28 protein-coding genes are annotated in these 23412 nt (G+C 60.2%); 12 read left to right on the forward strand and 16 right to left on the reverse strand.

The annotated features are described in order from the left end of the window. Positions 1-94 precede the first annotated feature (94 nt). Positions 95-862 (forward strand): DODA-type extradiol aromatic ring-opening family dioxygenase, encoded by a 768-nt coding sequence (locus tag ACQRBV_RS00765; RefSeq protein WP_060753269.1) that lies wholly within the window; start codon positions 95-97, stop codon positions 860-862. A gap of 70 nt (positions 863-932) precedes the next feature. Here the strand turns inward: ACQRBV_RS00765 and ACQRBV_RS00770 are convergent, their stop codons facing one another. Next, entirely contained in the window at positions 933-2606 is a 1674-nt protein-coding gene (locus ACQRBV_RS00770) for a DEAD/DEAH box helicase (RefSeq protein WP_016972326.1), read from the reverse strand. Positions 2607-3028: 422 nt separating this feature from the next. Between ACQRBV_RS00770 and ACQRBV_RS00775 the strand changes: the two genes are divergently transcribed. Beyond that, the gene (locus tag ACQRBV_RS00775; RefSeq protein ID WP_411984542.1) at positions 3029-3820 is read left to right on the forward strand and encodes a crotonase/enoyl-CoA hydratase family protein; all 792 of its coding nucleotides are present in this window, start codon (positions 3029-3031) and stop codon (positions 3818-3820) included. A gap of 99 nt (positions 3821-3919) precedes the next feature. On the opposite strand, the gene ACQRBV_RS00780 is transcribed toward ACQRBV_RS00775, so the two are convergent. Beyond that, on the reverse strand, positions 3920-4675 hold the full coding sequence (locus ACQRBV_RS00780) for a spermidine synthase (protein WP_411984541.1): 756 nt from the start codon (positions 4673-4675) through the stop codon (positions 3920-3922). A 122-nt stretch (positions 4676-4797) separates the two neighbouring features. Between ACQRBV_RS00780 and ACQRBV_RS00785 the strand changes: the two genes are divergently transcribed. Next, positions 4798-6144: a class II 3-deoxy-7-phosphoheptulonate synthase gene (locus ACQRBV_RS00785; protein ID WP_060753326.1), complete on the forward strand. Its 1347-nt coding sequence runs from the start codon at positions 4798-4800 to the stop codon at positions 6142-6144. Positions 6145-6257: 113 nt separating this feature from the next. On the opposite strand, the gene ACQRBV_RS00790 is transcribed toward ACQRBV_RS00785, so the two are convergent. Together ACQRBV_RS00790 and ACQRBV_RS00795 are read right to left on the reverse strand one after the other, a co-directional pair. Then, entirely contained in the window at positions 6258-7487 is a 1230-nt protein-coding gene (locus ACQRBV_RS00790; RefSeq protein WP_411984540.1) for a winged helix-turn-helix domain-containing protein, read from the reverse strand. Positions 7488-7532: 45 nt separating this feature from the next. Continuing rightward, a complete protein-coding gene (locus ACQRBV_RS00795; RefSeq protein ID WP_060753265.1) occupies positions 7533-7739 on the reverse strand; it encodes a DUF1127 domain-containing protein in 207 nt (68 codons plus the stop codon). A 70-nt stretch (positions 7740-7809) separates the two neighbouring features. On the opposite strand from ACQRBV_RS00795, the gene ACQRBV_RS00800 reads away from it, so the two are divergent. Beyond that, positions 7810-8691 carry a LysR family transcriptional regulator gene (locus tag ACQRBV_RS00800; RefSeq protein WP_104995897.1) on the forward strand — a complete coding sequence of 294 codons (882 nt, stop codon included), beginning with the start codon at positions 7810-7812 and terminating at the stop codon, positions 8689-8691. Here ACQRBV_RS00800 and ACQRBV_RS00805 read toward each other — a convergent pair. Beyond that, complete coding sequence (locus ACQRBV_RS00805; RefSeq protein WP_104996223.1) at positions 8681-9430, reverse strand: sulfite exporter TauE/SafE family protein; 750 nt, start codon at positions 9428-9430, stop codon at positions 8681-8683. The two genes, ACQRBV_RS00800 and ACQRBV_RS00805, sit on opposite strands and share 11 nt — an antisense overlap. A gap of 107 nt (positions 9431-9537) precedes the next feature. Between ACQRBV_RS00805 and ACQRBV_RS00810 the strand changes: the two genes are divergently transcribed. The 3 genes from ACQRBV_RS00810 (at position 9538) to ACQRBV_RS00820 (ending at position 11672) form a co-directional block, all read left to right on the forward strand. Further along, entirely contained in the window at positions 9538-10488 is a 951-nt protein-coding gene (locus ACQRBV_RS00810; RefSeq protein WP_104995896.1) for a LysR family transcriptional regulator, read from the forward strand. Between the two features lie 78 nt (positions 10489-10566). Beyond that, positions 10567-11019, forward strand: a complete 453-nt coding sequence (locus ACQRBV_RS00815) for a MarR family winged helix-turn-helix transcriptional regulator (RefSeq protein WP_060753262.1) — start codon at positions 10567-10569, stop codon at positions 11017-11019. 233 nt (positions 11020-11252) lie between these two features. Further along, positions 11253-11672, forward strand: a complete 420-nt coding sequence (locus ACQRBV_RS00820) for an organic hydroperoxide resistance protein (RefSeq protein WP_060753261.1) — start codon at positions 11253-11255, stop codon at positions 11670-11672. 64 nt (positions 11673-11736) lie between these two features. Here ACQRBV_RS00820 and ACQRBV_RS00825 read toward each other — a convergent pair whose 3' ends face one another. After that, complete coding sequence (locus ACQRBV_RS00825) at positions 11737-12309, reverse strand: elongation factor P (RefSeq protein ID WP_016975379.1); 573 nt, start codon at positions 12307-12309, stop codon at positions 11737-11739. Between the two features lie 49 nt (positions 12310-12358). Beyond that, entirely contained in the window at positions 12359-13492 is a 1134-nt protein-coding gene (gene earP, locus ACQRBV_RS00830) for an elongation factor P maturation arginine rhamnosyltransferase EarP (RefSeq protein WP_411984539.1), read from the reverse strand. A 132-nt stretch (positions 13493-13624) separates the two neighbouring features. Between earP and ACQRBV_RS00835 the strand changes: the two genes are divergently transcribed. Both ACQRBV_RS00835 and ACQRBV_RS00840 read left to right on the forward strand, forming a co-directional pair. Then, positions 13625-13993 carry a hypothetical protein gene (locus tag ACQRBV_RS00835; RefSeq protein ID WP_060753259.1) on the forward strand — a complete coding sequence of 123 codons (369 nt, stop codon included), beginning with the start codon at positions 13625-13627 and terminating at the stop codon, positions 13991-13993. A gap of 11 nt (positions 13994-14004) precedes the next feature. Next, entirely contained in the window at positions 14005-14487 is a 483-nt protein-coding gene (locus ACQRBV_RS00840; protein ID WP_411984538.1) for a GreA/GreB family elongation factor, read from the forward strand. Between the two features lie 5 nt (positions 14488-14492). On the opposite strand, the gene cysB is transcribed toward ACQRBV_RS00840, so the two are convergent. The 5 genes from cysB to ACQRBV_RS00865 form a co-directional block, all read right to left on the reverse strand. Further along, positions 14493-15467, reverse strand: coding sequence for an HTH-type transcriptional regulator CysB (gene cysB / locus ACQRBV_RS00845; RefSeq protein ID WP_060753258.1), 975 nt, complete (start codon positions 15465-15467; stop codon positions 14493-14495). Positions 15468-15571: 104 nt separating this feature from the next. Then, positions 15572-16072 (reverse strand): universal stress protein, encoded by a 501-nt coding sequence (locus tag ACQRBV_RS00850; protein ID WP_411984537.1) that lies wholly within the window; start codon positions 16070-16072, stop codon positions 15572-15574. Between the two features lie 66 nt (positions 16073-16138). Further along, positions 16139-17056, reverse strand: coding sequence for a 5'-nucleotidase (locus ACQRBV_RS00855; RefSeq protein ID WP_411984536.1), 918 nt, complete (start codon positions 17054-17056; stop codon positions 16139-16141). Between the two features lie 16 nt (positions 17057-17072). After that, the gene (locus ACQRBV_RS00860; RefSeq protein WP_205345497.1) at positions 17073-18035 is read right to left on the reverse strand and encodes a putative 2-dehydropantoate 2-reductase; all 963 of its coding nucleotides are present in this window, start codon (positions 18033-18035) and stop codon (positions 17073-17075) included. Further along, positions 18032-18418 carry a hypothetical protein gene (locus ACQRBV_RS00865; RefSeq protein WP_060753254.1) on the reverse strand — a complete coding sequence of 129 codons (387 nt, stop codon included), beginning with the start codon at positions 18416-18418 and terminating at the stop codon, positions 18032-18034. The genes ACQRBV_RS00860 and ACQRBV_RS00865 overlap by 4 nt, the downstream gene beginning before the upstream one ends. On the opposite strand from ACQRBV_RS00865, the gene ACQRBV_RS00870 reads away from it, so the two are divergent. Both ACQRBV_RS00870 and ACQRBV_RS00875 read left to right on the forward strand, forming a co-directional pair. Continuing rightward, positions 18417-18851, forward strand: coding sequence for a PilZ domain-containing protein (locus tag ACQRBV_RS00870; protein WP_104995891.1), 435 nt, complete (start codon positions 18417-18419; stop codon positions 18849-18851). The two genes, ACQRBV_RS00865 and ACQRBV_RS00870, sit on opposite strands and share 2 nt — an antisense overlap. A 130-nt stretch (positions 18852-18981) precedes the next feature. Further along, a complete protein-coding gene (locus ACQRBV_RS00875) occupies positions 18982-20058 on the forward strand; it encodes a 3-deoxy-7-phosphoheptulonate synthase (RefSeq protein ID WP_411984535.1) in 1077 nt (358 codons plus the stop codon). Positions 20059-20123: 65 nt separating this feature from the next. Here ACQRBV_RS00875 and ACQRBV_RS00880 read toward each other — a convergent pair whose 3' ends face one another. Beyond that, entirely contained in the window at positions 20124-20405 is a 282-nt protein-coding gene (locus ACQRBV_RS00880) for a GNAT family N-acetyltransferase (RefSeq protein ID WP_003189869.1), read from the reverse strand. A 611-nt stretch (positions 20406-21016) separates the two neighbouring features. Here ACQRBV_RS00880 and oprI point away from each other — a divergent pair. Further along, positions 21017-21268, forward strand: coding sequence for an outer membrane lipoprotei OprI (oprI, locus tag ACQRBV_RS00885; protein ID WP_003172710.1), 252 nt, complete (start codon positions 21017-21019; stop codon positions 21266-21268). Positions 21269-21399: 131 nt separating this feature from the next. Here the strand turns inward: oprI and ACQRBV_RS00890 are convergent, their stop codons facing one another. The 3 genes from ACQRBV_RS00890 to ACQRBV_RS00900 form a co-directional block, all read right to left on the reverse strand. Next, positions 21400-22368 carry a L,D-transpeptidase family protein gene (locus ACQRBV_RS00890; RefSeq protein ID WP_411984534.1) on the reverse strand — a complete coding sequence of 323 codons (969 nt, stop codon included), beginning with the start codon at positions 22366-22368 and terminating at the stop codon, positions 21400-21402. An 80-nt stretch (positions 22369-22448) separates the two neighbouring features. Next, positions 22449-22742, reverse strand: coding sequence for a hypothetical protein (locus tag ACQRBV_RS00895; protein ID WP_060753251.1), 294 nt, complete (start codon positions 22740-22742; stop codon positions 22449-22451). Between the two features lie 58 nt (positions 22743-22800). After that, positions 22801-23406 carry an arylesterase gene (locus ACQRBV_RS00900; RefSeq protein ID WP_060753250.1) on the reverse strand — a complete coding sequence of 202 codons (606 nt, stop codon included), beginning with the start codon at positions 23404-23406 and terminating at the stop codon, positions 22801-22803. Between the last annotated feature and the right edge of the window lie 6 nt (positions 23407-23412).

Raw genomic sequence — 23412 nt, forward strand, 5'->3', positions numbered from 1 at the left:
CTGAAAATTCGATCAAAAGGGGTTAAAACTTATATTAGATTTAGATCAATGATCTGATTGAAGATGAGCCATGTTAACGCTCAGGACCCGACTTATGCTCCCTAGCCTGTTTATTTCTCATGGATCTCCCATGCTTGCCCTGCAACCCGGCGCCAGCGGCCCGGCACTCCAACGCCTTGCCGCCGAACTGCCACGGCCGAAGGCGATTGTAGTGGTGTCGGCGCATTGGGAAAGCGACCAGTTGCTGGTCAGCGGCAGCGCTGCCCCGCAAACCTGGCATGACTTCGGCGGTTTCCCACGTGAGCTGTTTGCCGTGCAGTATCCTGCGCCCGGCAACCCGCAATTGGCTGGCCGGATCGTCGAACTGCTGCATGCCGATGGCCTGGATGCGCGCATTGATGAGCGCCGCCCCTTTGACCACGGGACTTGGGTGCCTTTGTCGCTGATGTACCCGGCGGCGGATATCCCGGTGGTCCAGGTGTCCCTGCCCAGCCGCATGGGCCCTGCCCTGCAAACCCGGGTCGGACATGCCCTCGCCGAGCTGCGTGAACAGGGCATCTTGCTGATCGGCTCCGGCAGCATCACCCATAACCTGGGTGAACTGGACTGGCATGCGGGGCCGCAGAGCATCGAACCATGGGCGCGGGACTTCCGTGACTGGGTGGTGGACAAGCTTGCCGCCGACGATGAAGCGGCCTTGCATGATTACCGTCGCCAGGCACCCAATGCGGTACGCAGCCATCCCAGTGATGAACACCTGCTGCCGCTGTACTTTGCGCGCGGCGCCGGAGGGACATTCAGCGTGGCACACCAGGGCTTCACTATGGGAGCACTGGGCATGGACATCTATCGCTTCGGTTAACCGCCGGGCAAAAAAAATCCCCGAACCAGTCGGGGATTTTTTAGGTGCGATCAATCAGCCCAAGGGCGGATCAATCTTCGCGGTAGCGACGCAGTTTGAGCTGCTTGCCGGCAACGCGTGTGTCTTTCAGCTTGGCCAGCAGTTTTTCCAGGCCGTCTTCCGGCAGCTCCACCAGAGAGAAGCTGTCACGCACCTGGATACGACCGATGGCTTCACGTGCCAGGCCACCCTCGTTGAGGATAGCGCCCAGCAGGTTCTTGGCAGCGATACCGTCACGCGCACCCAGCGCGGTACGGCAACGAGCACGGCCTTCAGCCAATGGCACCGGAGCACGACGCTCACGATCACCGCGGTCTGGACGGTCACCGGAACGCTCTGGACGATCGCCACGTGGCGCGCTGTTCGGCACCAGTGGGCGTTCTTTCTCGATGGCTGCCAGGGTCAGGGCCTGACCGTTGGTGGCTTTACGCAGCAGGGCTGCTGCCAGGGCGCGCGGGGTGCAACCGATATCGGCGGTCAGGCGGTCCAGCAGGTCGCCATGGGTCGATTCAGCGTCAGCCACCAGCGGCGACAGGCTGTTGGTCAGCTTCTTGATGCGAGCATCCAGAACTGCCTGGGCATCCGGCAGGCGGACTTCGGCAACTTTCTGACCGGTTACGCGCTCGATGACTTGCAGCATGCGGCGCTCACGTGGAGTCACCAGCAGCAGTGCACGGCCTTCGCGACCCGCACGGCCGGTACGGCCGATACGGTGAACGTAGGACTCCGGATCGTACGGCATGTCAACGTTGAACACGTGAGTGATGCGTGGAACGTCGAGACCACGAGCCGCCACGTCGGTGGCGACAACGATGTCCAGGCGACCATCCTTGAGGGAGTCGATGACGCGCTCACGTTGGTTCTGGGCGATGTCACCGTTCAGCGCAGCGGCCTTGTAGCCTTTGGCTTCCAGGGCACTGGCCAGGTCCAGGGTCGCTTGCTTGGTGCGCACGAACATGATCAGGGCATCGAAGTCTTCGACTTCCAGCAGGCTCAATACAGCCGAGGTCTTCTGGTCAGCGTGAACCAACAGGTGAGCCTGTTCGATCGCGGTAACGGTCTGAGTCTTGGTCTGGATCTTGACGTGCTCAGGGTCGCGCAGGTGGCGTTCGGCAATGGCACGGATCGACTGTGGCAGGGTGGCCGAGAACAGTACGGTCTGACGGGTCGGTGGCAGAGCCTTGAAGATGACTTCCAGGTCATCCATGAAGCCCAGCTTCAGCATTTCGTCAGCTTCGTCGAGAACCAGGTGGTTCACGGTCGACAGGACTTTTTCGTCACGACGCAGGTGGTCGCACAGACGGCCCGGAGTGGCGACAACGATCTGTGCGCCATTACGGATTGCCTTGAGTTGTGGGCCCATGGGCGCGCCGCCGTAAACGGCCACAACGGTTACGCCCGGCATTTGCTTGGCGTAGGTTTCAAAGGCGGTTGCTACTTGCAGCGCCAACTCACGGGTTGGCGCCAGGATCAGGGCTTGCGGTTCGCGCTTGGCAGGATCGATGCATTGCAGGATAGGCAGGGCGAAGGCAGCGGTTTTACCGGTACCGGTTTGCGCCTGGCCAATCATGTCTTTGCCGGCCATGATGATCGGGATCGATTGCTGCTGAATCGCCGAAGGCTCTTCGTAGCCGGTCGCTGCGACGGCTGCAAGAATATTCGGGTTAAGATTAAAAGCGGCGAAGCCGCCGGTTTCCTGGGTCATGGGTCTGCCTCTAAGTGCATCCGCAAAGACCCATGCTCCAAAGCTGCGCATGCCGTGTTGAGACTCAAGAGTCGCCCTGGCTGCTTTGTCGGCGGGGATTTGCGAAAACGAATGAATGAAAAAGATTCGTCAAGGAAGAGTCCGCTGTGCGGACGTGCAGCCGAAGCTGACTTCGGGGAATTGCGCTACCTAAACGCGGCCCGGTTAAAGGCCGGCGCGCACTATACCGGAAATAGCTGAAAAAGGGAGCTTTTTTTATCGCAAAGCACTGATAAACCGTGCTGTATCACAGCCTTTGCAGAGAAGAACGGCAAGGTCTATTTTTCAAAGGCCCGGCCCTGTTGGTCAAAACACTTAAACGGTTCACCTGCCGATTGAGACCCTTTGGTCTGAAACCCTTCCCTACGCCCGAGGGCACCCCGATGAATCAAGCCAGCAGCAGCCGCGTCAGCCGTGCACTCCAGGGCCATGTCCTGCTACTGGGCCTGGACCGGGTGGCCAAACGCAATGCCTTTGACCTCGATCTGCTCAATGCGCTGAGCCTGGCGTATGGCGAATTTGATCGAAATGATGACGCACGGGTGGCGGTGGTATTTGCCCATGGCGACCACTTCACCGCCGGGCTGGACCTGGCCAATGTCAGCGCCGTGATGGCCGGCGGTTGGCAGCCGCCGCTCGGGGGGTGCGATCCCTGGGGAGTGTTCGCCGGCCCCCGCGTGAACAAACCGGTGATCGTCGCGGCCCAGGGCTACTGCCTGACCCTCGGGATCGAATTGATGCTCGCGGCGGATATCAATCTGTGCGCGAGCAACACGCGTTTTGCGCAGATGGAGGTCCAACGCGGGATCTTTCCATTTGGCGGCGCGACACTACGCTTTCATCAAGTCGCCGGCTGGGGCAATGCGATGCGCTGGCTGCTCACCGGCGACGAGTTCGACGCCCATGAAGCCCTGCGCCTGGGGCTGGTGCAGGAGGTGATGGCCAGCGAAGACCTGCTACCGCGCGCCATCGAACTCGCCAACCGGATTGCGCGCCAGGCGCCGCTCGGCGTGCAGGCCACGTTGATGTCGGCACGCATGGCGCGCAATGAGGGCGAGACCGTCGCGGCCGCCGCGCTGCCACCCATGGTGGAGAAGTTGCTCAACAGTGAAGATGCCAAGGAAGGAGTCCGGGCGACGATCGAGAAGCGTCCGGGTGTGTTCAAGGGTATTTGAATTGGCTGGGCCCGCCATCGGGAGCAAGCCCCCTCCCCCATTTGCAATGAGTTCCAAGTGTGGGAGGGGGCTTGCCCCCGATGGCGCCGGCACAGCCAACTAAGTCGCCGGCCGAATCACCTTGATCAGCGACTGCAACGAATAACCCAGGCGCGGCGCCAATGCTTCGGCGCGAGCCGAGAGTGCATCCAGGTCCAGTTCCTGATCCAGTTCGGAAGGCACCAGCAAAATCACATTGCCCTCCTTTACCGGCAGCTCCCAGTAATGCCGGTGGTACAACCCACGCAGCAACGCCGCGCCCAGTGGCTTGCCATCGTCCGTGGCCCATTGGTTGATCACCAGCCAACCGCCAGGGTTGAGTTTCTTCTGGCAGTCTTCCAGGAACGTCCAGGCCAGGTGCCCGACACCCGGGCCGACATCGGTGTACAGGTCGACGAAAATCAGGTCGGCCGACTCGGCACTGCCAAGCAATTGCAGGGCGTCGCCAATGCGGATGTACAACCGCGGGTCATCGTCCAACCCCAGGTATTCAATCGCCAGGCGCGGCACATCCGGGCGCAGCTCAATGGCTTCGACGTCTTCCAGCGGCAGGAACTTGAGGCACGCCTGGGTCAGCGTACCGGCGCCCAGGCCGAGAAACAGCGCACTCTCCGGCTGTTCATGGCACAACGCACCAATGAGCATGGCACGGGTATAGTCGTACTCCAGCCAGCTCGGGTCGGCGGTGAATACGCAGCTTTGCTCGATGGCATCACCAAATTCGAGAAACCGGTAATCGGCCACTTCGAGCACGCGGATTATGCCGAAATCATCATGGACTTCGGCCAACAGGTGCTCGACACGCTCCTCGCTCATCACGACTCCTAATGGGTTTGCCGCTCGGCAAAGGCGCGATTGTCGGCCAAGCGGCAGCAGCAGGTCACGCACTAATTGCTGATAACATCCGCTCTACCGACAACCCAACCAACGAGTTCATGATGAGCCAACCCTGGAGTCCCGACAGCTGGCGCACAATGCCGATCCAGCAACAACCCCAGTACCCGGATGCAGCCCACTTGCTGCAAGTGGAACAAAACCTGGCGAGCTACCCGCCGCTGGTATTTGCCGGGGAAGCCCGTGAACTGCGCCGTCAGTTCGCCGAAGTGACCCAGGGCCGCGCCTTCCTGTTGCAAGGCGGCGACTGCGCCGAGAGCTTTGCCGAGTTTTCCGCCGCCAAAATCCGCGACACCTTCAAGGTGCTGCTACAGATGGCAATCGTGATGACCTTTGCCGCCGGCTGCCCCGTGGTGAAGGTCGGGCGCATGGCCGGCCAGTTCGCCAAGCCGCGTTCGGCCAACGATGAAACCATCGACGGCATCACCCTGCCCGCGTACCGCGGCGATATCGTCAACGGGATCGGCTTCGACGAAAAAAGCCGCGTGCCGGACCCCGACCGTCTGTTGCAGTCCTATCACCAGTCCACGGCCACCTTGAACCTGCTGCGCGCCTTCGCCCAGGGCGGGTTCGCCGACCTGCACCAGGTACACAAGTGGAACCTGGACTTCATCGCCAACTCCGCCCTGGCCGAGAAATACAGCCAGTTGGCCGACCGCATCGATGAAACCCTGGCCTTCATGCGCGCCTGCGGCATGGACAGCTCGCCGCAATTGCGCGAAACCAGCTTCTTCACCGCCCACGAAGCGCTGCTGCTCAACTACGAACAAGCCTTCGTACGCCGCGACAGCCTGACCAACGACTATTACGATTGTTCGGCCCACATGCTGTGGATCGGCGACCGCACCCGTCAATTGGACGGCGCCCATGTCGAATTCCTGCGCGGGGTGAACAACCCGATCGGGGTCAAGGTCGGCCCGAGCATGAACCCGGACGACCTGATCCGCTTGATCGATATCCTCAACCCGGACAACGACCCCGGCCGCCTCAACCTGATTGCCCGCATGGGCGCCAACAAGGTCGGTGATCATCTGCCTGACCTGATTCGCGCCGTGCAGCGCGAAGGCAAGCAGGTGCTGTGGAGCTCCGACCCGATGCACGGCAACACCATCAAGGCCAGCAGCGGCTACAAGACCCGCGACTTTGCGCAGATCCTCAGTGAAGTGAAGGAGTTTTTCCAGGTTCACCAGGCCGAAGGCAGTTATGCCGGCGGGATTCATATCGAAATGACCGGGCAGAACGTCACCGAATGCATCGGCGGTGCACGACCGATCACCGAAGATGGTTTGTCGGATCGTTATCACACCCACTGCGACCCGCGGATGAATGCCGATCAGTCGCTGGAGCTGGCGTTTTTGATTGCTGAAACATTGAAGCAGGTCAAGCGCTGAGGTTTGAGCCGCCTGCACTGACGCCATCGCGAGCAAGCCCGCTGCCACATTTGCCCACGTACTTCCTTTGGAACGCGGTCGAGTGTGGGAGCGGGCTTGCTCGCGAAGAGGCCCTAAAGACCACCCTCCCCATAAAGCATCGCTCGCCGCAAGCGGTCGGCACTCGGTCTCTGGCAATTGAGCTGCACCTGCTCCAGCCCGAGCCAGTCGGCCATCTGGCGCAAATTAAGCGCCAGCGCCAACATCCCCTGCTCATCCAAGCCCGGCTCTTGCTCGTGCACCGCATGCACAGCCAACTGACCGTTAGCGCGCTCGGCGCGCAGATCCACGCGCGCCGCTATCCGCTCGTGATGCAGAAACGGCAGCACGTAGTAGCCATATACGCGCTTGTCTTGCGGGGTGTAGATCTCCAGTCGATAACGGAAATCAAACAATCGCTCGGTACGGCTGCGCTCCCAGATCAGCGAATCGAAGGGCGACAGCAATGCACTGGCCGCCACCTTGCGCGGCACTTTCGGCTCGGGCAGGCAATACGCCGCAGCCTTCCAGCCTTGTACGCGGCAGGTCAGCAACTGCCCTTCTTCAACCAACTCCGCCAGGCGCTTGCGACTGTCGGCAGGGTCCAGGCGAAAGTAGTCGCGCAAGTCCTTTTCAGTGGCCACCCCCAACGCCGTCGCGCTGTGCAACAACAAGCTGCGCTGGGCTTGCGCCTCGTCCACCGAGGCGCGGAGCATTTCGCTGGGGATCACCCGCTCCGGCAAATCGTAGAGCCGCTCAAAACCACGCCGCCCCGCAACCGTGACCAGGCCTGCGGCAAACAGCCATTCCAGCGCGTGTTTTTCCTCACTCCAGTCCCACCAGGGCCCAGCGCGCTCCTCGCGGGTCGACAAACTGCCCGCCCCCAACGCGCCTCGTTGCTCGACGGTGCGCAGGACGCGCTGGATAGTGGCCTGCTGCTCGCGCCCGAAACGCGCCATCTGCGCATAGATACCCTGCCCCTGCCTGGCCCGCTCCATGCGCCAGCGCAGCAACGGGTACAGCGCCATAGGCAGCAACGATGCTTCATGCCCCCAGTATTCGAATAGCGAACGATGGCGCCCCTGGCTCCAGGCGGCCTGCTCAAGTATCGATGGCGAGTAATTGCCCAGACGGGAAAACAGCGGCAGGTAATGGGAGCGCACCAGCGCGTTGACCGAATCGATCTGCAACACACCCAGACGTTCGATCAAGCGGTTGAGGTGTCTTGCCTTGATCAGGGCTGGCGCCTGGCGCCCGGAAAAACCCTGGGCAGCCAGCGCCATGCGTCGAGCTTGCTTGAGTGAGAAAGACAGGTCGACGGGCATGGGAATCTCCATGGGAACTCGCCCACCACCCTACTGCATCCTGGCTCACTTTCGCAGGGGGTCCTGCCAAAAGTGCAAGTGCCGCTCCTGCTCCACATCGGCACGATTGAGCCCGATGTCCTTGAGCGCGTCGTCACTCAGGCTCGCCAGCATCTGACGCTCGTGATACAGCGTCTGCCAGCGCGCCAGGGCATGCAACAGCCCGGAAAACGGACGCTTCGCCATCAACACAAAACCGGTTTGACCTTTCATCTTTTCGCCCTCCTGTGGGGATGACGAAAGTGTGTGCCAGGCACTATGATCAATCCAACGAATGTTTCTTATGCAATACATCTCGGAGATTGATCAATTGTCCAGTTTCCCAAGTATCGACACCGAGGTGCTGCGCACCTTCGTCGCCATCGCCGACCAAGGCGGTTTCACGCGGGCTGGAGAGCTGGTCAACCGAACGCAGTCGGCGGTGAGCATGCAGATGAAGCGCCTGGAGGACGACGTCCTACAGCGCAAGCTGTTCGAACGCGACGGTCGCCAGGTGCGGCTGACTCCCGAAGGCCAGGTACTGCTGGGCTATGCCCGGCGCATCCTGAAATTGCACAGCGAAGTGTTCAACACCCTGCGTGAACCGCATATGGTGGGGCTGGTGCGCATCGGCACACCGGACGATTACGTGATGCGCTTCCTGCCGGGCATTCTCAAGCAGTTCTCCAAGGCGTATCCGCTGATTCAAATCGAGATGCACTGCGAATCGTCAACGGTGCTGATGCAGCGACGTGACCTCGCATTGACTGTGGTCAGCCGCGAACCTGGCAACGAAATCGGCGAGTTGTTGCGTACGGAGCGCATGGTATGGGCGGCATCACCCTGCTTCTGCGTAGACGAGCACGAAGCCCTGCCGCTGGCGATGTCTGGCGCGGATTGCCTCTACACGCAATGGGCGCGCTCCGCGCTGGATGCGGCCGGACGGGATTATCGCCTGGCCTACCACAGCTCCAACGTGGCGGCGATCCAGGCGGTGGTCAATGCTGGCCTGGCGGTCATGGTCAGCATGGAAAGCCTGGTGACCGACGACCTGCGCATACTGGGCAAGGACGAGGGTCTCCCGCCATTGCCCTCGATGAATCTGCACCTGCTGCGCAACCCGCAGATGACCTCGCCCATCACCGAATGCCTGGCAGCGTACATCCTCGAAGGCTTCAAACCTTAAAGGTCAGCATCACCGCGCACACCACGAGGAACGCGCAGAACAGGCCACGCAGCACACGTTCCGGCAGTGCATGGGCGACCTTCACGCCCCAACTGATACTGAGCAGGCCGCCGATTGCCAAGGGGATGCCGATCATCCAATCCACTTGGTGGTGCCAGGCATAGGTCACCAGGGTCACGCCGGTGCTGGGCAGCGCCAAGGCCAGCGACAAACCTTGCGCGACCACCTGAGTGGTGCCGAACAGGCTGGTCAGCACCGGCGTGGCAACCACCGCGCCACCGACCCCAAACAACCCGCCCATGGAGCCTGAGACCGCACCGAGCACCCCCAGCCACGGCCAGGAATAACGCATCTGTGCAGTCGGCGGCGCATTGCGGGAGAACATGCGCAACAGGTTGTACGCCGAGAGCGTCAGCAAGAACGCGATAAACCCCACGCGCATGGCGCCGGCATCCAGGCCTACCGCCCAGATCGAACCGAGCCAGGCGAAGCTGAAGCCCATGACGCCCAAGGGCACTGCATGGCGTAATTCGATGCGATTGCGCTGGTGGTAGCGCCACAGAGCCAGCATCACGTTGGGCACCACCATCACCAACGCCGTACCTTGGGCGATCTGCTGATCCAGGCCGAACAACACGCCCAGCACCGGAATCGCAATCAGCCCGCCACCAATGCCGAACAGGCCGCCCAACGTGCCGAGGGCCGCACCCAGTAGCCCATACATCACAAAATCCAACACCGCCATCACTCCACACTTCCGGTCTGTGCATGCTACGCAGTCGGCCCTGGCGCGGAAACGCACAGCAACGCACAATGGCTTTGCCAATTTCGCATAAGCGCTCAGTGATGAATCCCAATACCCTCACCGACCAACTGAGCCTGTTTCTGGATGTATTGGAGACGGGCAGTTTTTCCGCCGCAGCACGCCGCCATCCCCTGACGCCCTCGGCGGTCGCCCGACGTATCGACAGCCTGGAAAGCTCTGTGGGCAGCCGCCTGTTCCTGCGCAGCACCCACGCGGTGGTGCCCACGCCGGCAGGCTTGGCCTTTGCCGAGCGGGCGCGCCGGATCGTCGGTGAGTTGCAATTGGCCCGGGCTGAAGCGGCGTCCTTGAGCCATGCGCCGGAAGGCCTGATTCGTGTGGATGCGCCGGCGGCCTTCGGGCGGCGGCACCTGGCCCCGGTGATTGCGGATTTTTTGAATGTATATCCCGGGCTGGATGTGCACCTGCACCTGATCGACAGTTTTGTCGATATGCAGGGTGCGCACTTGGGCAAGGTCGACCTGGTACTGCGCGCCGGGCATATCGTCGACACCCGCCTGATCGCCACTCCTCTGGCCAGCATCGTACGTATCGCCTGCGCCAGCCCGGCCTATCTGAAAGCGCGGGGTACGCCCACCCACCCCCGGGAGCTGAGCGAGCACGACGGCCTCGACTGGGACGGCCTGGCGCCGATGTTCGCCTGGCGCTTCGAGCTGGACGGGCGCCGCGCCACCTATCGCCCGCAGCGCATCCGCATGAGTGCCAATAATGCCGAAGCCCTGCTGTCCGGCGCGTTGGCCGGGCTGGGGATTGCCCACCTGCCCACTTGGCTGGCCAGTGAATACCTGGTCCGTGGCGAGTTGCTGCCCCTGTTCTGCGAAAACGGCCTGCCCAGCCCGGAAACCGCCGGGATCTATGCGCTGCGCCTGGAGCAACAGGCCAATGCGCGCAGCCGGTTGTTGCTCGAGTACCTCAAATCCCGCTTCAGCCCGGTGCCGCCTTGGGATCTGGCACTGCAAAACGGTCTGGTTTGACCGCCGGGATAGAATTACCTGGCGCATTAAACATTTGCCCGCTAGATTCCAGGCAATACCCGCTTTCGAGACACCGCCATGAGCAAAAACCCTGACCCTTGCCAATCCCTGATGCTGGACAATCAGCTTTGCTTCGCCCTGCACTCCACCTCGTTGCTGATGACCAAGGTCTATAAGCCACTGCTGCAAGCCCTCGGCCTGACCTATCCGCAATACCTGGCCATGATGGTGCTGTGGGAAGAGGACGGTTTGACCGTCGGCGAAATCAGCAACCGCCTGCTGACCGACCCGGGCTCGCTCACCCCGCTGCTCAAGCGCTTGGAAGCCGAGGGCCTGCTCAGTCGCACCCGCAACCGCGAGGATGAGCGGGTGGTGGTCGTGGAACTGACGGACAGCGGCCGCGCCCTGCAGGATAAAGCCATGGGGATTCCCCAGTGCATCCTCGGCGCCAGTGGTTTGGAGCTGGAGCAGTTGCGCAAGCTGCAGGCTGACCTGGTTGCCTTGCGCAGCAACCTGCAAAGCTCAATCTAATCGCGGTGAAGCTCTAAAATGTGGGAGGGGGTTTGCTCCCGATTGCGGCGTGTCAGCTATTGATAAGCTGGCTGATCCACCGCAATCGGGAGCAAGCCCCCTCCCACACTGGTTGGTGGTAGGGCATAAAAATTTATAAATTTATCTTGCGCACTAAACATTAGCGCTATACATTCGTCTCACCAACTACTTAGCGCGCAAACAGTTAGCGCTAACAACAAAGAGGAAACGCCATGCAAACGCTCTATACCGCAGTAGCTACCGCCACCGGCGGCCGTGATGGTCGTGCCGTCTCCAGCGACAACATCCTTGATGTCAAACTCTCCACTCCCAAAGAATTGGGCGGTGCTGGCGGCCAAGCCACCAACCCTGAGCAACTGTTCGCCGCCGGTTACTCGGCCTGCTTTATCGGCGCGCTGAAATTCGTCGCCAGCCAGACCAAGCGCAAGGTTCCGGATAACGCGTCGATCACCGCCCACGTCGGCATCGGTCAAATCCCCGGTGGTTTCGGCTTGGACATCGACCTGCACATCAGCCTGCCGGGCCTGGCCCAGGACGATGCGCAAAGCCTGGTCGACGCCGCGCACCAAGTGTGCCCGTATTCCAACGCCACTCGCGGCAACGTCGACGTACGCCTGCACGTAACCGTCTGATTTATAGACGCCCACAAAAAACCCGACTCAAAGTCGGGTTTTTTTCGTATCGAGGTAGCCAGAATTACTTCTTGGCGCGACCTTTGTACGAACCACCTTCACGGGTGTCGATCTCGATCATGTCGTCGATTTCGATGAAATCAGCTACTTGCAGTTCGGTGCCGTTAGCCAGCTTGGCAGGCTTCATTACCTTGCCCGAAGTGTCGCCGCGAGCGGAACCTTCGGTGTAGGCAACCTTACGCACGATAGTGGTCGGCAGCTCTACGGAAACCAGGCGCTCTTCGAAGAAGATCGCTTCGCAAACGTCGGTCATGCCTTCTTCGATGAACGGCAGAACGGCTTCGATATCTTCAGCGTTCAGCTCGTACATGGTGTAGTCGGTGGTGTCCATGAACGTGTAGGTGTCGCCGCTGATGAAGGACAGGGTCGCTTCTTTGCGGTCGAGGATCACGTCGTCCAGCTTGTCGTCGGCACTGTAGACAGTTTCAGTCTTGTAACCGGTCAGCAGGTTCTTCAGCTTGGTCTTCATGATCGCGCTGTTACGACCCGACTTGGTGAACTCAGCTTTCTGAACCAACCAAGGGTCGTTGTCGATACGGATCACGGTACCGGGTTTCAGTTCTTTACCAGTTTTCATTGCAGATATCCGAAATTTGGATGGGATTTACAAAATTCAAGGTGGCGTATCATATCCAACTTTCATAAAACTGTACCAGCGCCGTCGCAAGATCGGCCTGCAAGCCCTGTTCCAGACACCATGTTTGCGCGTGCTGGTTCACCTCCGGCCAGTGCTCCAGCAACATTTTCCACGACTGTGCCATATCGCCATCAGCGTTCCAGGCTTGCCAAAGTGTGACTACGGCAGCACTGACTGCCGGTGACAAGGCGGCGGTGTACAACTGCAGGAAGGCGTCGAGTTTATCCAGGTGGATATCTTCATCCTGGCGATAAATGTGCCAAAGCATTGGCCGCCCCGCCCACTGCGCCCGCACGAACGAGTCTTCGCCGCGCACCGCGTTGAAGTCGCAGCACCACAGCAAGCGGTCATATTGTTCCTGGCGCACGAACGGCAACACCTGCACGGTCAGGGCCGCGCGCTGATGAATATCACCTGCTGCCAGGCCCTCCACCCCCAGCCAACGTTGCACATCGCCGAGGATGCGGCCCTCCGGCACCAATAGATGAGTGGCACGCCCGTCCGTCGCCAACACGTCCAGCCAACTGGCCAACCCAGCATTTTCATAGGCAAACAGCGAGATCAATCGCGCATCAGTTGCCGGAAACACTCCCAGGGTCTGCAGGAATTGTCGTTGCGCCGGCACATCTTGTTGAAAAGCCTGGCGCTGCTCCAGCAACCCTGCCTCGCGCAAAAGACCGCCTGTGCCCGGGCGAAAACCGGGGAAGAAGAAATACTTCTGCACGCCCTTGAACTTCACCGACGGCAGGCGATGGCAACCCACCACCCACTCTTCGGCACTGAGGTAATCCAGGTTCATCCACAGCGGAACGCGTTCGCGCTCGGCCATGGCTTCCATGTAGGCCGGCGGCAATTGGCAGGCAAAAGCGGCGATCACGACATCGGCAGATGGGGCGCCGGGCCAGTCGGCCGGCCAGTGGCGCACCTCGACGCCGTCCTGCCATTGCTGCGGCGACCGCACATCAATCTCAGGGCACATGCGCTCGAAGGCCCGCAGATCATCAACCCACAAACACACTTCGCACCCATGCTCCACCACCAGTTGCCGGGCCAGGCGCCAGGTCACGCCGATGTCGCCGTAGTTGTCGACAACACTGCAAAAAATATCCCAGCGGGCTTTCATTCCGGGCTCCAACGATCAAAGGCTCGATTGTCCGCATAAATGCGCCAATGCAGAAGGCTTGATCGCGATTATTCTGCACAGTGGCTGTGCGACAATCGTCGCCACGCCATCAATGCCCGCCAGGAGGCCATCATGTCTGATCGTTCGCTGCCACTGTTCAAGCTCAGTGTCGCCATCGCGTTTGGTGTATGGCTGGGGTTTGTCGCCATCGTGCTGACGAGCTGGCTCGCGTCGCGCTATGTGTTCCCGCAGAGCCTAGCGCCGGTCGCCCAGGCCGTTCAACAATTAGGCAAACCTGCCGTCGTCACACCCGAGCCGCCGAACCGTATGTTCGAGCAATACACCGACAACCTGCGCAAACAGGAACAGCAGCAATCCCTGGACCAGGCCCGCAACAATGTGCGCAACCTGAACAACCCCAAATGCCAGTTCTGGTTGCAGCAAGATCAGAACGCTCCCAATGAAAAGAGCCGGGCCAATGTCCTGCAATTTTGCGAATGACCCCACTGCCCATGAATAAACATGCCGTCCACTCGTTGATCCTGGAAAAACTCAGCGTCGACCTCGACATTGCCCAGCGCGCCGCGCAGACCGCCTACGAAACTGCGACCCACGAAGAAAACATCGCAGAAAACAAATACGACACCCTCGGGCTGGAGGCCTCCTACCTGGCAGCCGGCCAGGCCAGGCGCGTCGAGGAAATCAAGCAAGCGCTGTCGCTGTGCCAGAACCTGCCACTGCGGGCCTATGACGATCAGCGTGGCATTGAAATCGGCGCCTTATTAGGCCTGGAAGACGAGAATGGCCGCCAGCAATGGCTGTTCCTGGCACCGGATGGGGCAGGCTTGAAGGTGGATGTGGTGGGGCAGCCGGTGACCGTCATCACCCCGCGATCGCCCTTGGGCAAAAGCCTGCTGGGCAAGTTCGAAGGGGATGAGGTGGAGATTCTGGTGGCGGGCGCTCGGCAACACTTTACGGTTACCGAGGCCAAATGACGGTCTCAGTGAACCGGTAACTCCACGCCCTCGAACAGTTCTTCCAGTTCTTGCTTGTTGTGGCACTGGATCGCCTTGGCCATGACCTCGCGAGTCAGGTGCGGCGCGAACTTCTCGATGAAGTCGCACATGAAGCCACGCAGGAACGTGCCACGACGGAAGCCGATCTTGGTCACGCTGGACTCGAACAACTCGCTGGCATCGAGAACCACCAGGTCCTTGTCGAGGCTGGTATCGACCGCCATCTTGGCGACGATGCCCACGCCCAGGCCCAGGCGTACATAGGTCTTGATCACGTCGGCGTCGGCCGCGGTGAACACCACTTTGGGCGTAAGGCCACGGTGGCTGAAGGCTTCGTCGAGCTTGGAGCGGCCGGTAAAACCAAACACGTAGGTGACGATCGGGTATTCGGCCAGGGCTTCCAGGGTCAGCTTCGGCAGCTTGGCCAGCGGGTGGCCCTGAGGCACGACCACGCAGCGGTTCCAGCGGTAGCAAGGCATCATCACCAGGTCACCGAACAGCTCCAGGGCTTCGGTGGCGATAGCGAAATCAACGGTGCCATCAGCCGCCATTTCGGCGATCTGCATCGGCGACCCCTGGTGCATGTGCAGGGCGACATCGGGGTATTGCTTGATGAAATCGCGGATCACCGGCGGCAGTGCGTACCGCGCCTGGGTGTGGGTAGTGGCGATCGACAGGGTGCCTTTCTTCTCGTTGGAGAATTCCTGGGCAATCTGCTTGATGCTTTCGACCTTGCGCAAGATCTCGCCGGCGGTGGTGATGATGCGTTCACCAGCCGGAGTCACGCGGGTCAGATGTTTGCCGCTGCGCGCGAACACTTCGACGCCCAGCTCGTCTTCGAGCAGGCGGATCTGCTTGCTGATACCGGGTTGCGAGGTGTAGAGGCTTTGAGCAGTAGCGGAAACGTTGAGGTCGTGGTGCGCCACTTCCCAGATGTAGCGCAGTTGTTGAAGCTTCATATGTATCCCTCAAAGCAGATAGACGCCACGGGTATCAGCGACGGTATATAACTATATTAAAGGACAGATCGATAAATCTAGAACTTTTTATCATTCTTTACCGATCAAATATCATCGTTGCGGCGACGCTGCAACGATGGCACCAGGTAAACCGGCACTGTCGACAACTGCAGCACCCTTGCGGCGGTTCGCCCAAGGGGTGTGGCCGCTGCGGTTGCATCGCTGTGACTCCCTACGATCAACAGATCAACGGAAAGTTTACGCAACTGGTCGAGAATCACCTCGCAAGGATCCCCCTGAATCACTCGAACCGATTGAATCAATTTCAGGTCTTGCTCCCCTTCCCCCAACTCCTCACGAAAACTGTCCAGCACCCGTTGCTCGATCGTCGCCATGACCGTGTTCACTCCCTGAAGCTGCCACTCACTCAACGCCCGCTCATCAAGGTAGCTCTGCAACACCGATTCGGCGAACAGCCCCATGGGTTCGACCACGTGAACCACATGCAGATCGGCATTGAACGTTCGGGCCAGTGCCAGCGCATGTTGCATCACATAAGGCGCATAGAGACCGAGGTCCGTGGCGTACAGCATCGAACGAATCATAGAACCTCCTGGGCAGCCAGGATGGCGGAGATTGAATGAGCTTAGCAGCGCCCGGGGCAGTTCGGCTCAGCTCTCGGTCTGGATTTTCAACTCATTGCTGATGCCATGGGGCACGTGCCCGGTGGCGACGACCTCCCTGGCCCTCTCACAGTGACCGGCCTGGTCATCGAAAAACACATCGGCGGCGAAAGCCTCCAGAAATGCGGACTTATCCAGGCCGCCTAGGAACAATGACTCGTCGAGGCGAATGTCCCATTCGCGCAACGTGCGGATCACCCGCTCATGGGAAGGCGCCGAGCGCGCCGTGACCAGCGCGGTGCGGATCGGGCACGCTTCATCGACAAACTCGCGCTGCAACAAGTTGAGAGCCGCCAGGAAACCTTTGAACGGACCTCCGTGCAAAGGCTGGCGCGCCGACTCCCGCTCGTTGGCCTGAAACGCTGCCAAGCCGCCAGCCTGGTACACACGCTCGGACTCGTCGGAGAACAGCACGGCATCACCGTCGAATGCGATGCGCAATTCCTCGCTCGACGCTCGACGCGCGCCGCCCGACAGGATGGTCGCCGCCGCAAACCCGGCGTCGAGGGCACTGCGCACATCGTCGGCATGGGTGGAAAGAAACAGATGGCAACCAAAGGCAGCCAAGTAGGGATACGGACTACGTCCACCTACGAAAGCGGCGCGGGAAATATCCAAGCCGTAATGCTGAATAGAGTTGAATACGCGCAGGCCGGTGTCAGCACTGTTGCGCGACACCAGCACCACCTCGACCCGCGCACGGCCCAAGCTGGCGTTGAGGCTCAGCAGCTTTTTGACCAGCGGGAAGGCATCGCCGGGTTCAAGGGTTTCTTCCTCGTGCTCGATTTGATACTTGCGGTAAGCCTCCACGCCTTCGGCGAGGTAGACCTTGTGGCTGTCACTCAGGTTGAACAGCGCCCGTGAAGAAATCGCCAGCACCAGTTTGTCGCCCAATCCTTTTGCCATGGTGTTTCCCCCCGAATCAGCGATTGTGCCGATCGATAAAACTCAAGGCTTGATACAACGCCTGGATTCGTGGCAACTCGCAACCCGCGGCCTTTGCCGCCGCCAGCGGCCGGGCATAGATCGCCGCCAGTTCCAGCGGGCGCTTGTGCACATGGTCGTGGTACATGCTGGGCAGATAGTCATCCATGGTTTCGGTCATCGCAAACATCTGGTCGGCGTAACTCGCCGCAATGTCATGCCCGCAAGCACGGGCACCCTGCACCACTTCGGCCATCAACGCCTGGATCAATTCGCGGCTGGATTGATCCGCCATCAACGCCGTGGTGCCGGTGCCCAACAACACGGAAAGGCCGTTATAGGGAACGTTCCATACCAGCTTATGCCAACGCGCCTGGTGCACGTCGGCCATGGCCTGGGACTCGATGCCGGCCTGATGAAACAGCGCGGCGCCCTCTTCGACGATGGCCTTCCGGCCGGCTTCATCGTCGGCGGCACCGCCACTGTGATAACCCAGGTTGACCCGGCCCAATGCCTGATGCTCGACGACACCAGGGCCGGAGCGATGTACGCCGATGTAGCACAGGCCGCCAAGCAGGTGCAGCGACGGCGGCAGGTGCTCGCGCAAACTGTCTTCGACATCGAGACCATTTTGCAGCAGCACAATCCTGGCATCCGGCGCCGCAACCTGCGCGAGCGTGGGCGCCAAGTCCACATTGCCGGTGGACTTGGTCCCCACCAGCAACCAATCGCACGCAGGCATATCGGCAGCGCGGGCGTAGGCCTGGACCGCAGACAGATGCAATTTGCCATGCACCTTGCTGTTGAGGTGCAAGCCATGCTCGCTGACGGCGGCGTATTCACTGCGCAACAAGAAGTGCACATCGAAGCCGGCGCGCGCCAGCATCAGGCCGTAGTAGCCACCGATGGCGCCGGTACCAATGATGCCAATGCGTGGGGAAGGCTGTGCAACTGCGGTCATGGCAAATCCTCTGGAGTACGGGTAAGGGCTTGTTTTACTGCATCGCAAACGGCATCACGCGTAAGACGCGTCTGTATCTGCCCCAGGAACTGACCCTCGCACACCACGAATAACGCGGGCAAATGAAAGATCTGGTAGCGCTCGACGGCGCCGCCGTTGTGGCCAGCGTCCACCCAGCAAACGCGCTCCACCGGCAAGTGCCAACCGGGCAACTGCTGACGTGCGAAGCGGCAGCTGGAACAACCGACGCTGGTGAACACCACCAATGAAATACCTGGCAAACCCAGCAATTGCTGGTCAATATCCAGGTCGGTCAATTCCAGTTCCTTCACTATACTGCTGCCACTGCCGTCAACGGGACGGCGCTCGGAGTCCGTGTACATGGGTCGTTTTTTACCTCACCCTGATGATGTCGCTGTCGAGTTGATCCAACGTCCCTCTCCCACCATGCCCCGCCAACGCCTGCACACTATCGGCCTGGGCGGTGTCGCGTGCAATTATCCGCGTGCCTGGCGCCAGGGCACGGCGGTGGATCTGCGGATCCCGTCGCTGGGCGCGAGTGCCCGCTATCCAGGCTACGTGGCGTGGTGCCGCAAAGTCGAAAAGGGCTACCGTATCGGTATCTCGTTTACTGATGAGCACGCCTTGTTCGGTGCGCGGATGGGCGAACAAGTGTGCCAGATCGAGCGCTACTGCCGCTTGCACGAAGACGCCGAGCCGACACCTGCGCAGCACGAAGCCATGGCCCACGAGTGGGTTGCGCGCCATGCCGTCGAATTCTCCCATGAGGCTTTTGTGCAGCCTGTGCTGGATTAAAGCGGAGTTTGCCCATTGTCGCGGGCCGGTGATACGCGCTAAGGTTCCTTCCCCCTGCATTCAAATCATGCTGTGCTCCGCCGCACGGGGATGGCTGGCGGCCGGCACCGTGACCCTGACGAGTAACACGATGGCTGATTTACCGATCAACGACCTTAACGTCGAATCCAACGAGACCCTGATCACGCCCGATCAGCTCAAACGCGAAATCCCCCTGAGCGACGCTGCGTTGCAGACCGTCACCAAGGGCCGCGAAGTCATCCGTGACATTCTCGACGGTACCGACCTCCGCCTGTTCGTGGTGATCGGCCCTTGCTCGATCCACGACCTCAAGGCTGCCCACGAGTACGCCGAGCGCCTCAAGGTGCTGGCGGCCGAAGTGTCCGATACCCTGTATCTGGTGATGCGGGTCTATTTCGAGAAGCCGCGCACTACAGTCGGCTGGAAAGGCTTGATCAACGATCCTTACCTGGATGACTCGTTCAAGATCCAGGACGGCTTGCACATCGGTCGCCAGTTGCTGCTGGACCTGGCTGAGATGGGCCTGCCCACCGCCACCGAAGCCCTCGACCCGATCTCGCCGCAATACCTGCAGGACCTGATCAGCTGGTCGGCCATCGGCGCGCGTACCACCGAGTCCCAGACCCACCGCGAAATGGCGTCCGGCCTATCCTCGGCCGTGGGCTTCAAGAACGGCACCGACGGCGGCCTGACGGTCGCGATCAACGCGCTGCAGTCGGTCTCCAGCCCCCACCGTTTCCTGGGCATCAACCAGGAAGGCGGCGTGTCCATCGTGACCACCAAGGGCAACGCCTACGGTCACGTGGTATTGCGCGGCGGCAACGGCAAGCCCAACTATGATTCGGTCAGCGTCGCGCTGTGCGAACAGGCGCTGAACAAGGCCAAGATCAAGCCGAACATCATGGTCGACTGCAGCCACGCCAACTCCAACAAGGACCCGGCGCTGCAACCGCTGGTGATGGAAAACGTCGCCAACCAGATCCTTGAAGGCAACCAGTCGATCATCGGCCTGATGGTCGAAAGTCACCTGAACTGGGGTTGCCAGGCGATTCCAAAAGACCTCGCCGACCTGCAGTACGGCGTGTCGATCACCGATGCCTGCATCGACTGGTCCGCTACCGAGACCACCTTGCGCAGCATGCACGCCAAGCTCAAGGACGTATTGCCTAAACGCAAACGCACCTGACACTGCATGACGCACACAAAAACGCCGGGCTGAGCCCGGCGTTTTTCATGGTGCGGTTTTAGGGTTCACAGCTTCGCGGCATGGCGCTGGTGGCGCTCCATGTAGCGCTCTACGTAAGAGCACGAAGGGATCACCGTGTAGCCGGCCTCTTCGGCGAACTTCAGCGCCTCTTCGGTCAACGCGGCAGCGATGCCACGGCCGCGCAATGCGTTGGGCACGAAGGTGCGATAGATATCCAGGGTCTGCTTTCCGAGGTCCATGTAGGTCAGATAGGCACGATGACCGTCCACATTGGTCTCGAACTGATGACCAGCCTGGTCATGGTGGATGGACAACGCCTCGCTCATCACTACTCCTCGCGGGTCTGCAATTGCGACCCCTACCTTACCGATGTTTTTCCGGCGAAGGAACATCTACGCCACCCCGTGCCGGTTTCGACAACGAGAAACCCATAGCGCTCACAACCAGCACGTAGGGAGATAGTAGGCACCATTGCGGCAATTGCTCAAGCGCACACGTCATCCCTTGCTGCTGGTGGATATAGAAAGGGCCTCGATCAACCAATGATCGAAAGCCTGAACATTGCCGGCAGTTGAAGCTTGAGACGAACAGGCGCTCTTAAAGTCACCTCTACATGCGCAAAAGATGTGAGGCGGGTTAAAGGCAACCTGTACAAAAGTGTCACCCTGTATATATATATTCACACCTGTTCACTTGGCTTAACACATGCGGGCTGTAGCTTTCAGCCTGGATCCAATCTCCATCGCGATGGAGAGAATTGGATAGTTTTTATGCAGATGTCAAAAAGATTAGCCAAAATAGATGCAGCTCAAGATTTTTTTTTGCTTCTTGCGCTACGTCAGTTTACTTACTACAAGTAATGGGTAGTATGTACGCCGGCTATCAGCTCACTCTGAGAAAGTAGCCATTTAATAGAAAGTCCTTGAAGGGGAACACGATGAACAACGTTCTGAAATTCTCTGCTCTGGCTCTGGCCGCAGTTCTGGCTACCGGTTGCAGCAGCGTCTCCAAAGAAACCGAAGCTCGTCTGACTGCTACTGAAGACGCAGCAGCTCGCTCCCAGGCTCGTGCAGACGAAGCCTATCGTAAAGCTGATGAAGCTCTGGCTGCTGCTCAAAAAGCACAACAGACTGCTGACGAAGCTAACGAGCGCGCTCTGCGCATGCTTGAAAAAGCAAGCCGCAAGTAATAATCCTTCGGGGTTGTTATCAAGCCGATCCATTCTTGGGTCGGCTTTTTTATTGCCTGGGATTCAGCCCAAAACCTGCGGCAATAAAAAACCCGCCACGACCCAAGGCCATGGCGGGCTTGTCCAGAGGCTTACTGCTGCAAGTCAACCGGCGCGCTGGAAGCGACCGGGACGGCACCCGGTACGCCGATTTCAGTCGGCAGGCCATCTTCGGCGGCGACCACGTCCCGCACCTGATCCCAGTTGACCCGCAGGTTGTTGGCCAAGTCTTCGCGCTTGAGCAAGGCATTGATGACCGCAGTGTGCTTGTCGACCACTGATGGCGTGCCATCGTCGTTCAGCGGCGTGTGCGCTTCCAGGTAGACCTTGCCGCCGCTGCTGCCGAACTTGTAGGCATCGTTGATGATGCGTACCGAGGTGCCCACCGGCACCATGCTGGCCATTTCCAACACGTTGTTGTTGAACATGCGGAAGCAACCGTGGCTTGTACGCGTGCCGATACCAAATTTCATGTTGGAGCCGTGGATCAGATAACCCGGCGTGCCCAGGGTGAACTTGAACGGCCCCAGCGGGTTGTCCGGACCGGCGGGCACCACATTGGGCAGCGGGTCACCATTGGCGGCGTGTTCAGCCTTGATCGAGGCAGGCGGTGTCCACGTCGGGTTCGGCGTCTTGGCGATGATGCTGGTATGGGCGATCGGCGAGCCCCAGCCTTCACGGCCAATCCCAAGGGGGAAGGTGTAGACCACGTTCTGCCCTTTGGGGAAGTAGTAGAGCCGGTATTCCGCCAGGTTGATCACGATGCCTTCGCGAGGGCCAGGCGGCAGGATGAACCGCGTCGGCAGCACAATCTCGGTGCCCGCGCCAGGCAACCAGGCATCCACGCCCGGGTTGGCCGCGACCATTTCCGAATAGCCCAGGTCGTAGGTAGTGCCAAGGTCAGCAAAGGTATCTTCGTATTTGGCCTTGATCACCTGGACCTGACCAACAATGTCCTCACCTGGTGGTGGCAAGGGCAACTGCAAGGCTGCCGACGGGCCGGCCGCACAGAGAGCAGCGAGAGACAGGCAGCAGGTGACGACGGAAAGGCGCGACAACATCCGGGAAATCCTTCGCAGAACGACGGGTAGGAAAAAACTGATTGTATACGTGAAGCGAGCGTCAAGCATCCATCGCCCCGCTACAGCTCGAAGCGCAGCTCCGGCCAGATCGGCGGCGTGCCGCGCTTTTGCGATTCGAGAATGGCGCGACACAAGGGGCAAAGCCGCTGATCCTGAAAAAGCGAGCGGTCCACCGATGACCAACGAGGTTGCGCGGGCAACAAAGTGCCGCACAGCGTACGGTCGATCGAGCCGCCCAACTCCAGCTGGCGCGCCACCAAATGCACCCTGACTTCCTGGCAGGCGAACAGGTCCAGCTGCTCGTCCGGCTCGATCAGTTGGTAGTTAAACAGGGACCAGGCAGGACGCGACATCAAGGGCTCCAAATCAGGGGGGCGCCACATTAGCCGAAAGCCTGCCGCTAGAAAAGCGTCATAACAGCGGTTTTAGCGTCGGCCAGACATTTTCCAGCAATTTGCCCTGGGCACCGACTGCCGGGTGCACTTGATCCGCCTGCATCAGCTCCGGATGCCCGCCCACGCCGTCAAGAAAAAACGGCACCAACGGCACGTTTTTCTCTTTGGCCAATACGCCGTACACCTCAGCGAATGCAGTGGTGTAACGCGGGCCGTAATTGGGCGGTAGTTGCATCCCCAACAGCAGCACCTTGGCACCACCGGCTTTGGATTGGTCGATCATCGATGCAAGATTTTGTTTCAATTGCGCGGGAGGCTGGCCACGCAAGCCGTCATTGCCGCCTAGCTCGATAACCACGACATCCGGCTTATGCTCTGCAAGCGCCGCCGGCAGCCGCGCCAGGCCTCCGGCGCTGGTGTCGCCGCTGATGGATGCATTGACTACTTTATCGTCGAAACCTTCCTGCTTGAGCCGTTGCTCCAGCAGCGCGACCCACCCTTTGCGGGTATCCAGGCCGAAACCGGCACTGATACTATCGCCAACGATCAGGACTGTACCCGCCGCTGCGTTCTGGGCCATGCACATCAAGGCCAGGCCAGCACTCAAAAACCACATTCGCATCGGATT

Origin of the sequence: Pseudomonas sp. R11F (assembly GCF_050312575.1) — a bacterium.
In the GTDB taxonomy this organism is placed as follows: Bacteria; Pseudomonadota; Gammaproteobacteria; order Pseudomonadales; family Pseudomonadaceae; genus Aquipseudomonas; species Aquipseudomonas palleroniana.

Bases quoted from the DNA above. Each gene is read 5' to 3' on its own strand.
- ACQRBV_RS00765 (WP_060753269.1), top strand. From the start codon at position 95: ATGCTCCCTAGCCTGTTTATTTCTCATGGATCTCCCATGCTTGCCCTG.
- ACQRBV_RS00770 (WP_016972326.1), bottom strand. From the start codon at position 2,606: ATGACCCAGGAAACCGGCGGCTTCGCCGCTTTTAATCTTAACCCGAAT.
- ACQRBV_RS00775 (WP_411984542.1), top strand. From the start codon at position 3,029: ATGAATCAAGCCAGCAGCAGCCGCGTCAGCCGTGCACTCCAGGGCCAT.
- ACQRBV_RS00780 (WP_411984541.1), bottom strand. From the start codon at position 4,675: ATGAGCGAGGAGCGTGTCGAGCACCTGTTGGCCGAAGTCCATGATGAT.
- ACQRBV_RS00785 (WP_060753326.1), top strand. From the start codon at position 4,798: ATGAGCCAACCCTGGAGTCCCGACAGCTGGCGCACAATGCCGATCCAG.
- ACQRBV_RS00790 (WP_411984540.1), bottom strand. From the start codon at position 7,487: ATGCCCGTCGACCTGTCTTTCTCACTCAAGCAAGCTCGACGCATGGCG.
- ACQRBV_RS00795 (WP_060753265.1), bottom strand. From the start codon at position 7,739: ATGAAAGGTCAAACCGGTTTTGTGTTGATGGCGAAGCGTCCGTTTTCC.
- ACQRBV_RS00800 (WP_104995897.1), top strand. From the start codon at position 7,810: ATGCAATACATCTCGGAGATTGATCAATTGTCCAGTTTCCCAAGTATC.
- ACQRBV_RS00810 (WP_104995896.1), top strand. From the start codon at position 9,538: ATGAATCCCAATACCCTCACCGACCAACTGAGCCTGTTTCTGGATGTA.
- ACQRBV_RS00815 (WP_060753262.1), top strand. From the start codon at position 10,567: ATGAGCAAAAACCCTGACCCTTGCCAATCCCTGATGCTGGACAATCAG.
- ACQRBV_RS00820 (WP_060753261.1), top strand. From the start codon at position 11,253: ATGCAAACGCTCTATACCGCAGTAGCTACCGCCACCGGCGGCCGTGAT.
- ACQRBV_RS00825 (WP_016975379.1), bottom strand. From the start codon at position 12,309: ATGAAAACTGGTAAAGAACTGAAACCCGGTACCGTGATCCGTATCGAC.
- earP (WP_411984539.1), bottom strand. From the start codon at position 13,492: ATGAAAGCCCGCTGGGATATTTTTTGCAGTGTTGTCGACAACTACGGC.
- ACQRBV_RS00835 (WP_060753259.1), top strand. From the start codon at position 13,625: ATGTCTGATCGTTCGCTGCCACTGTTCAAGCTCAGTGTCGCCATCGCG.
- ACQRBV_RS00840 (WP_411984538.1), top strand. From the start codon at position 14,005: ATGAATAAACATGCCGTCCACTCGTTGATCCTGGAAAAACTCAGCGTC.
- cysB (WP_060753258.1), bottom strand. From the start codon at position 15,467: ATGAAGCTTCAACAACTGCGCTACATCTGGGAAGTGGCGCACCACGAC.
- ACQRBV_RS00850 (WP_411984537.1), bottom strand. From the start codon at position 16,072: ATGATTCGTTCGATGCTGTACGCCACGGACCTCGGTCTCTATGCGCCT.
- ACQRBV_RS00855 (WP_411984536.1), bottom strand. From the start codon at position 17,056: ATGGCAAAAGGATTGGGCGACAAACTGGTGCTGGCGATTTCTTCACGG.
- ACQRBV_RS00860 (WP_205345497.1), bottom strand. From the start codon at position 18,035: ATGACCGCAGTTGCACAGCCTTCCCCACGCATTGGCATCATTGGTACC.
- ACQRBV_RS00870 (WP_104995891.1), top strand. From the start codon at position 18,417: ATGGGTCGTTTTTTACCTCACCCTGATGATGTCGCTGTCGAGTTGATC.
- ACQRBV_RS00865 (WP_060753254.1), bottom strand. From the start codon at position 18,418: ATGTACACGGACTCCGAGCGCCGTCCCGTTGACGGCAGTGGCAGCAGT.
- ACQRBV_RS00875 (WP_411984535.1), top strand. From the start codon at position 18,982: ATGGCTGATTTACCGATCAACGACCTTAACGTCGAATCCAACGAGACC.
- ACQRBV_RS00880 (WP_003189869.1), bottom strand. From the start codon at position 20,405: ATGAGCGAGGCGTTGTCCATCCACCATGACCAGGCTGGTCATCAGTTC.
- oprI (WP_003172710.1), top strand. From the start codon at position 21,017: ATGAACAACGTTCTGAAATTCTCTGCTCTGGCTCTGGCCGCAGTTCTG.
- ACQRBV_RS00890 (WP_411984534.1), bottom strand. From the start codon at position 22,368: ATGTTGTCGCGCCTTTCCGTCGTCACCTGCTGCCTGTCTCTCGCTGCT.
- ACQRBV_RS00895 (WP_060753251.1), bottom strand. From the start codon at position 22,742: ATGTCGCGTCCTGCCTGGTCCCTGTTTAACTACCAACTGATCGAGCCG.
- ACQRBV_RS00900 (WP_060753250.1), bottom strand. From the start codon at position 23,406: ATGCGAATGTGGTTTTTGAGTGCTGGCCTGGCCTTGATGTGCATGGCC.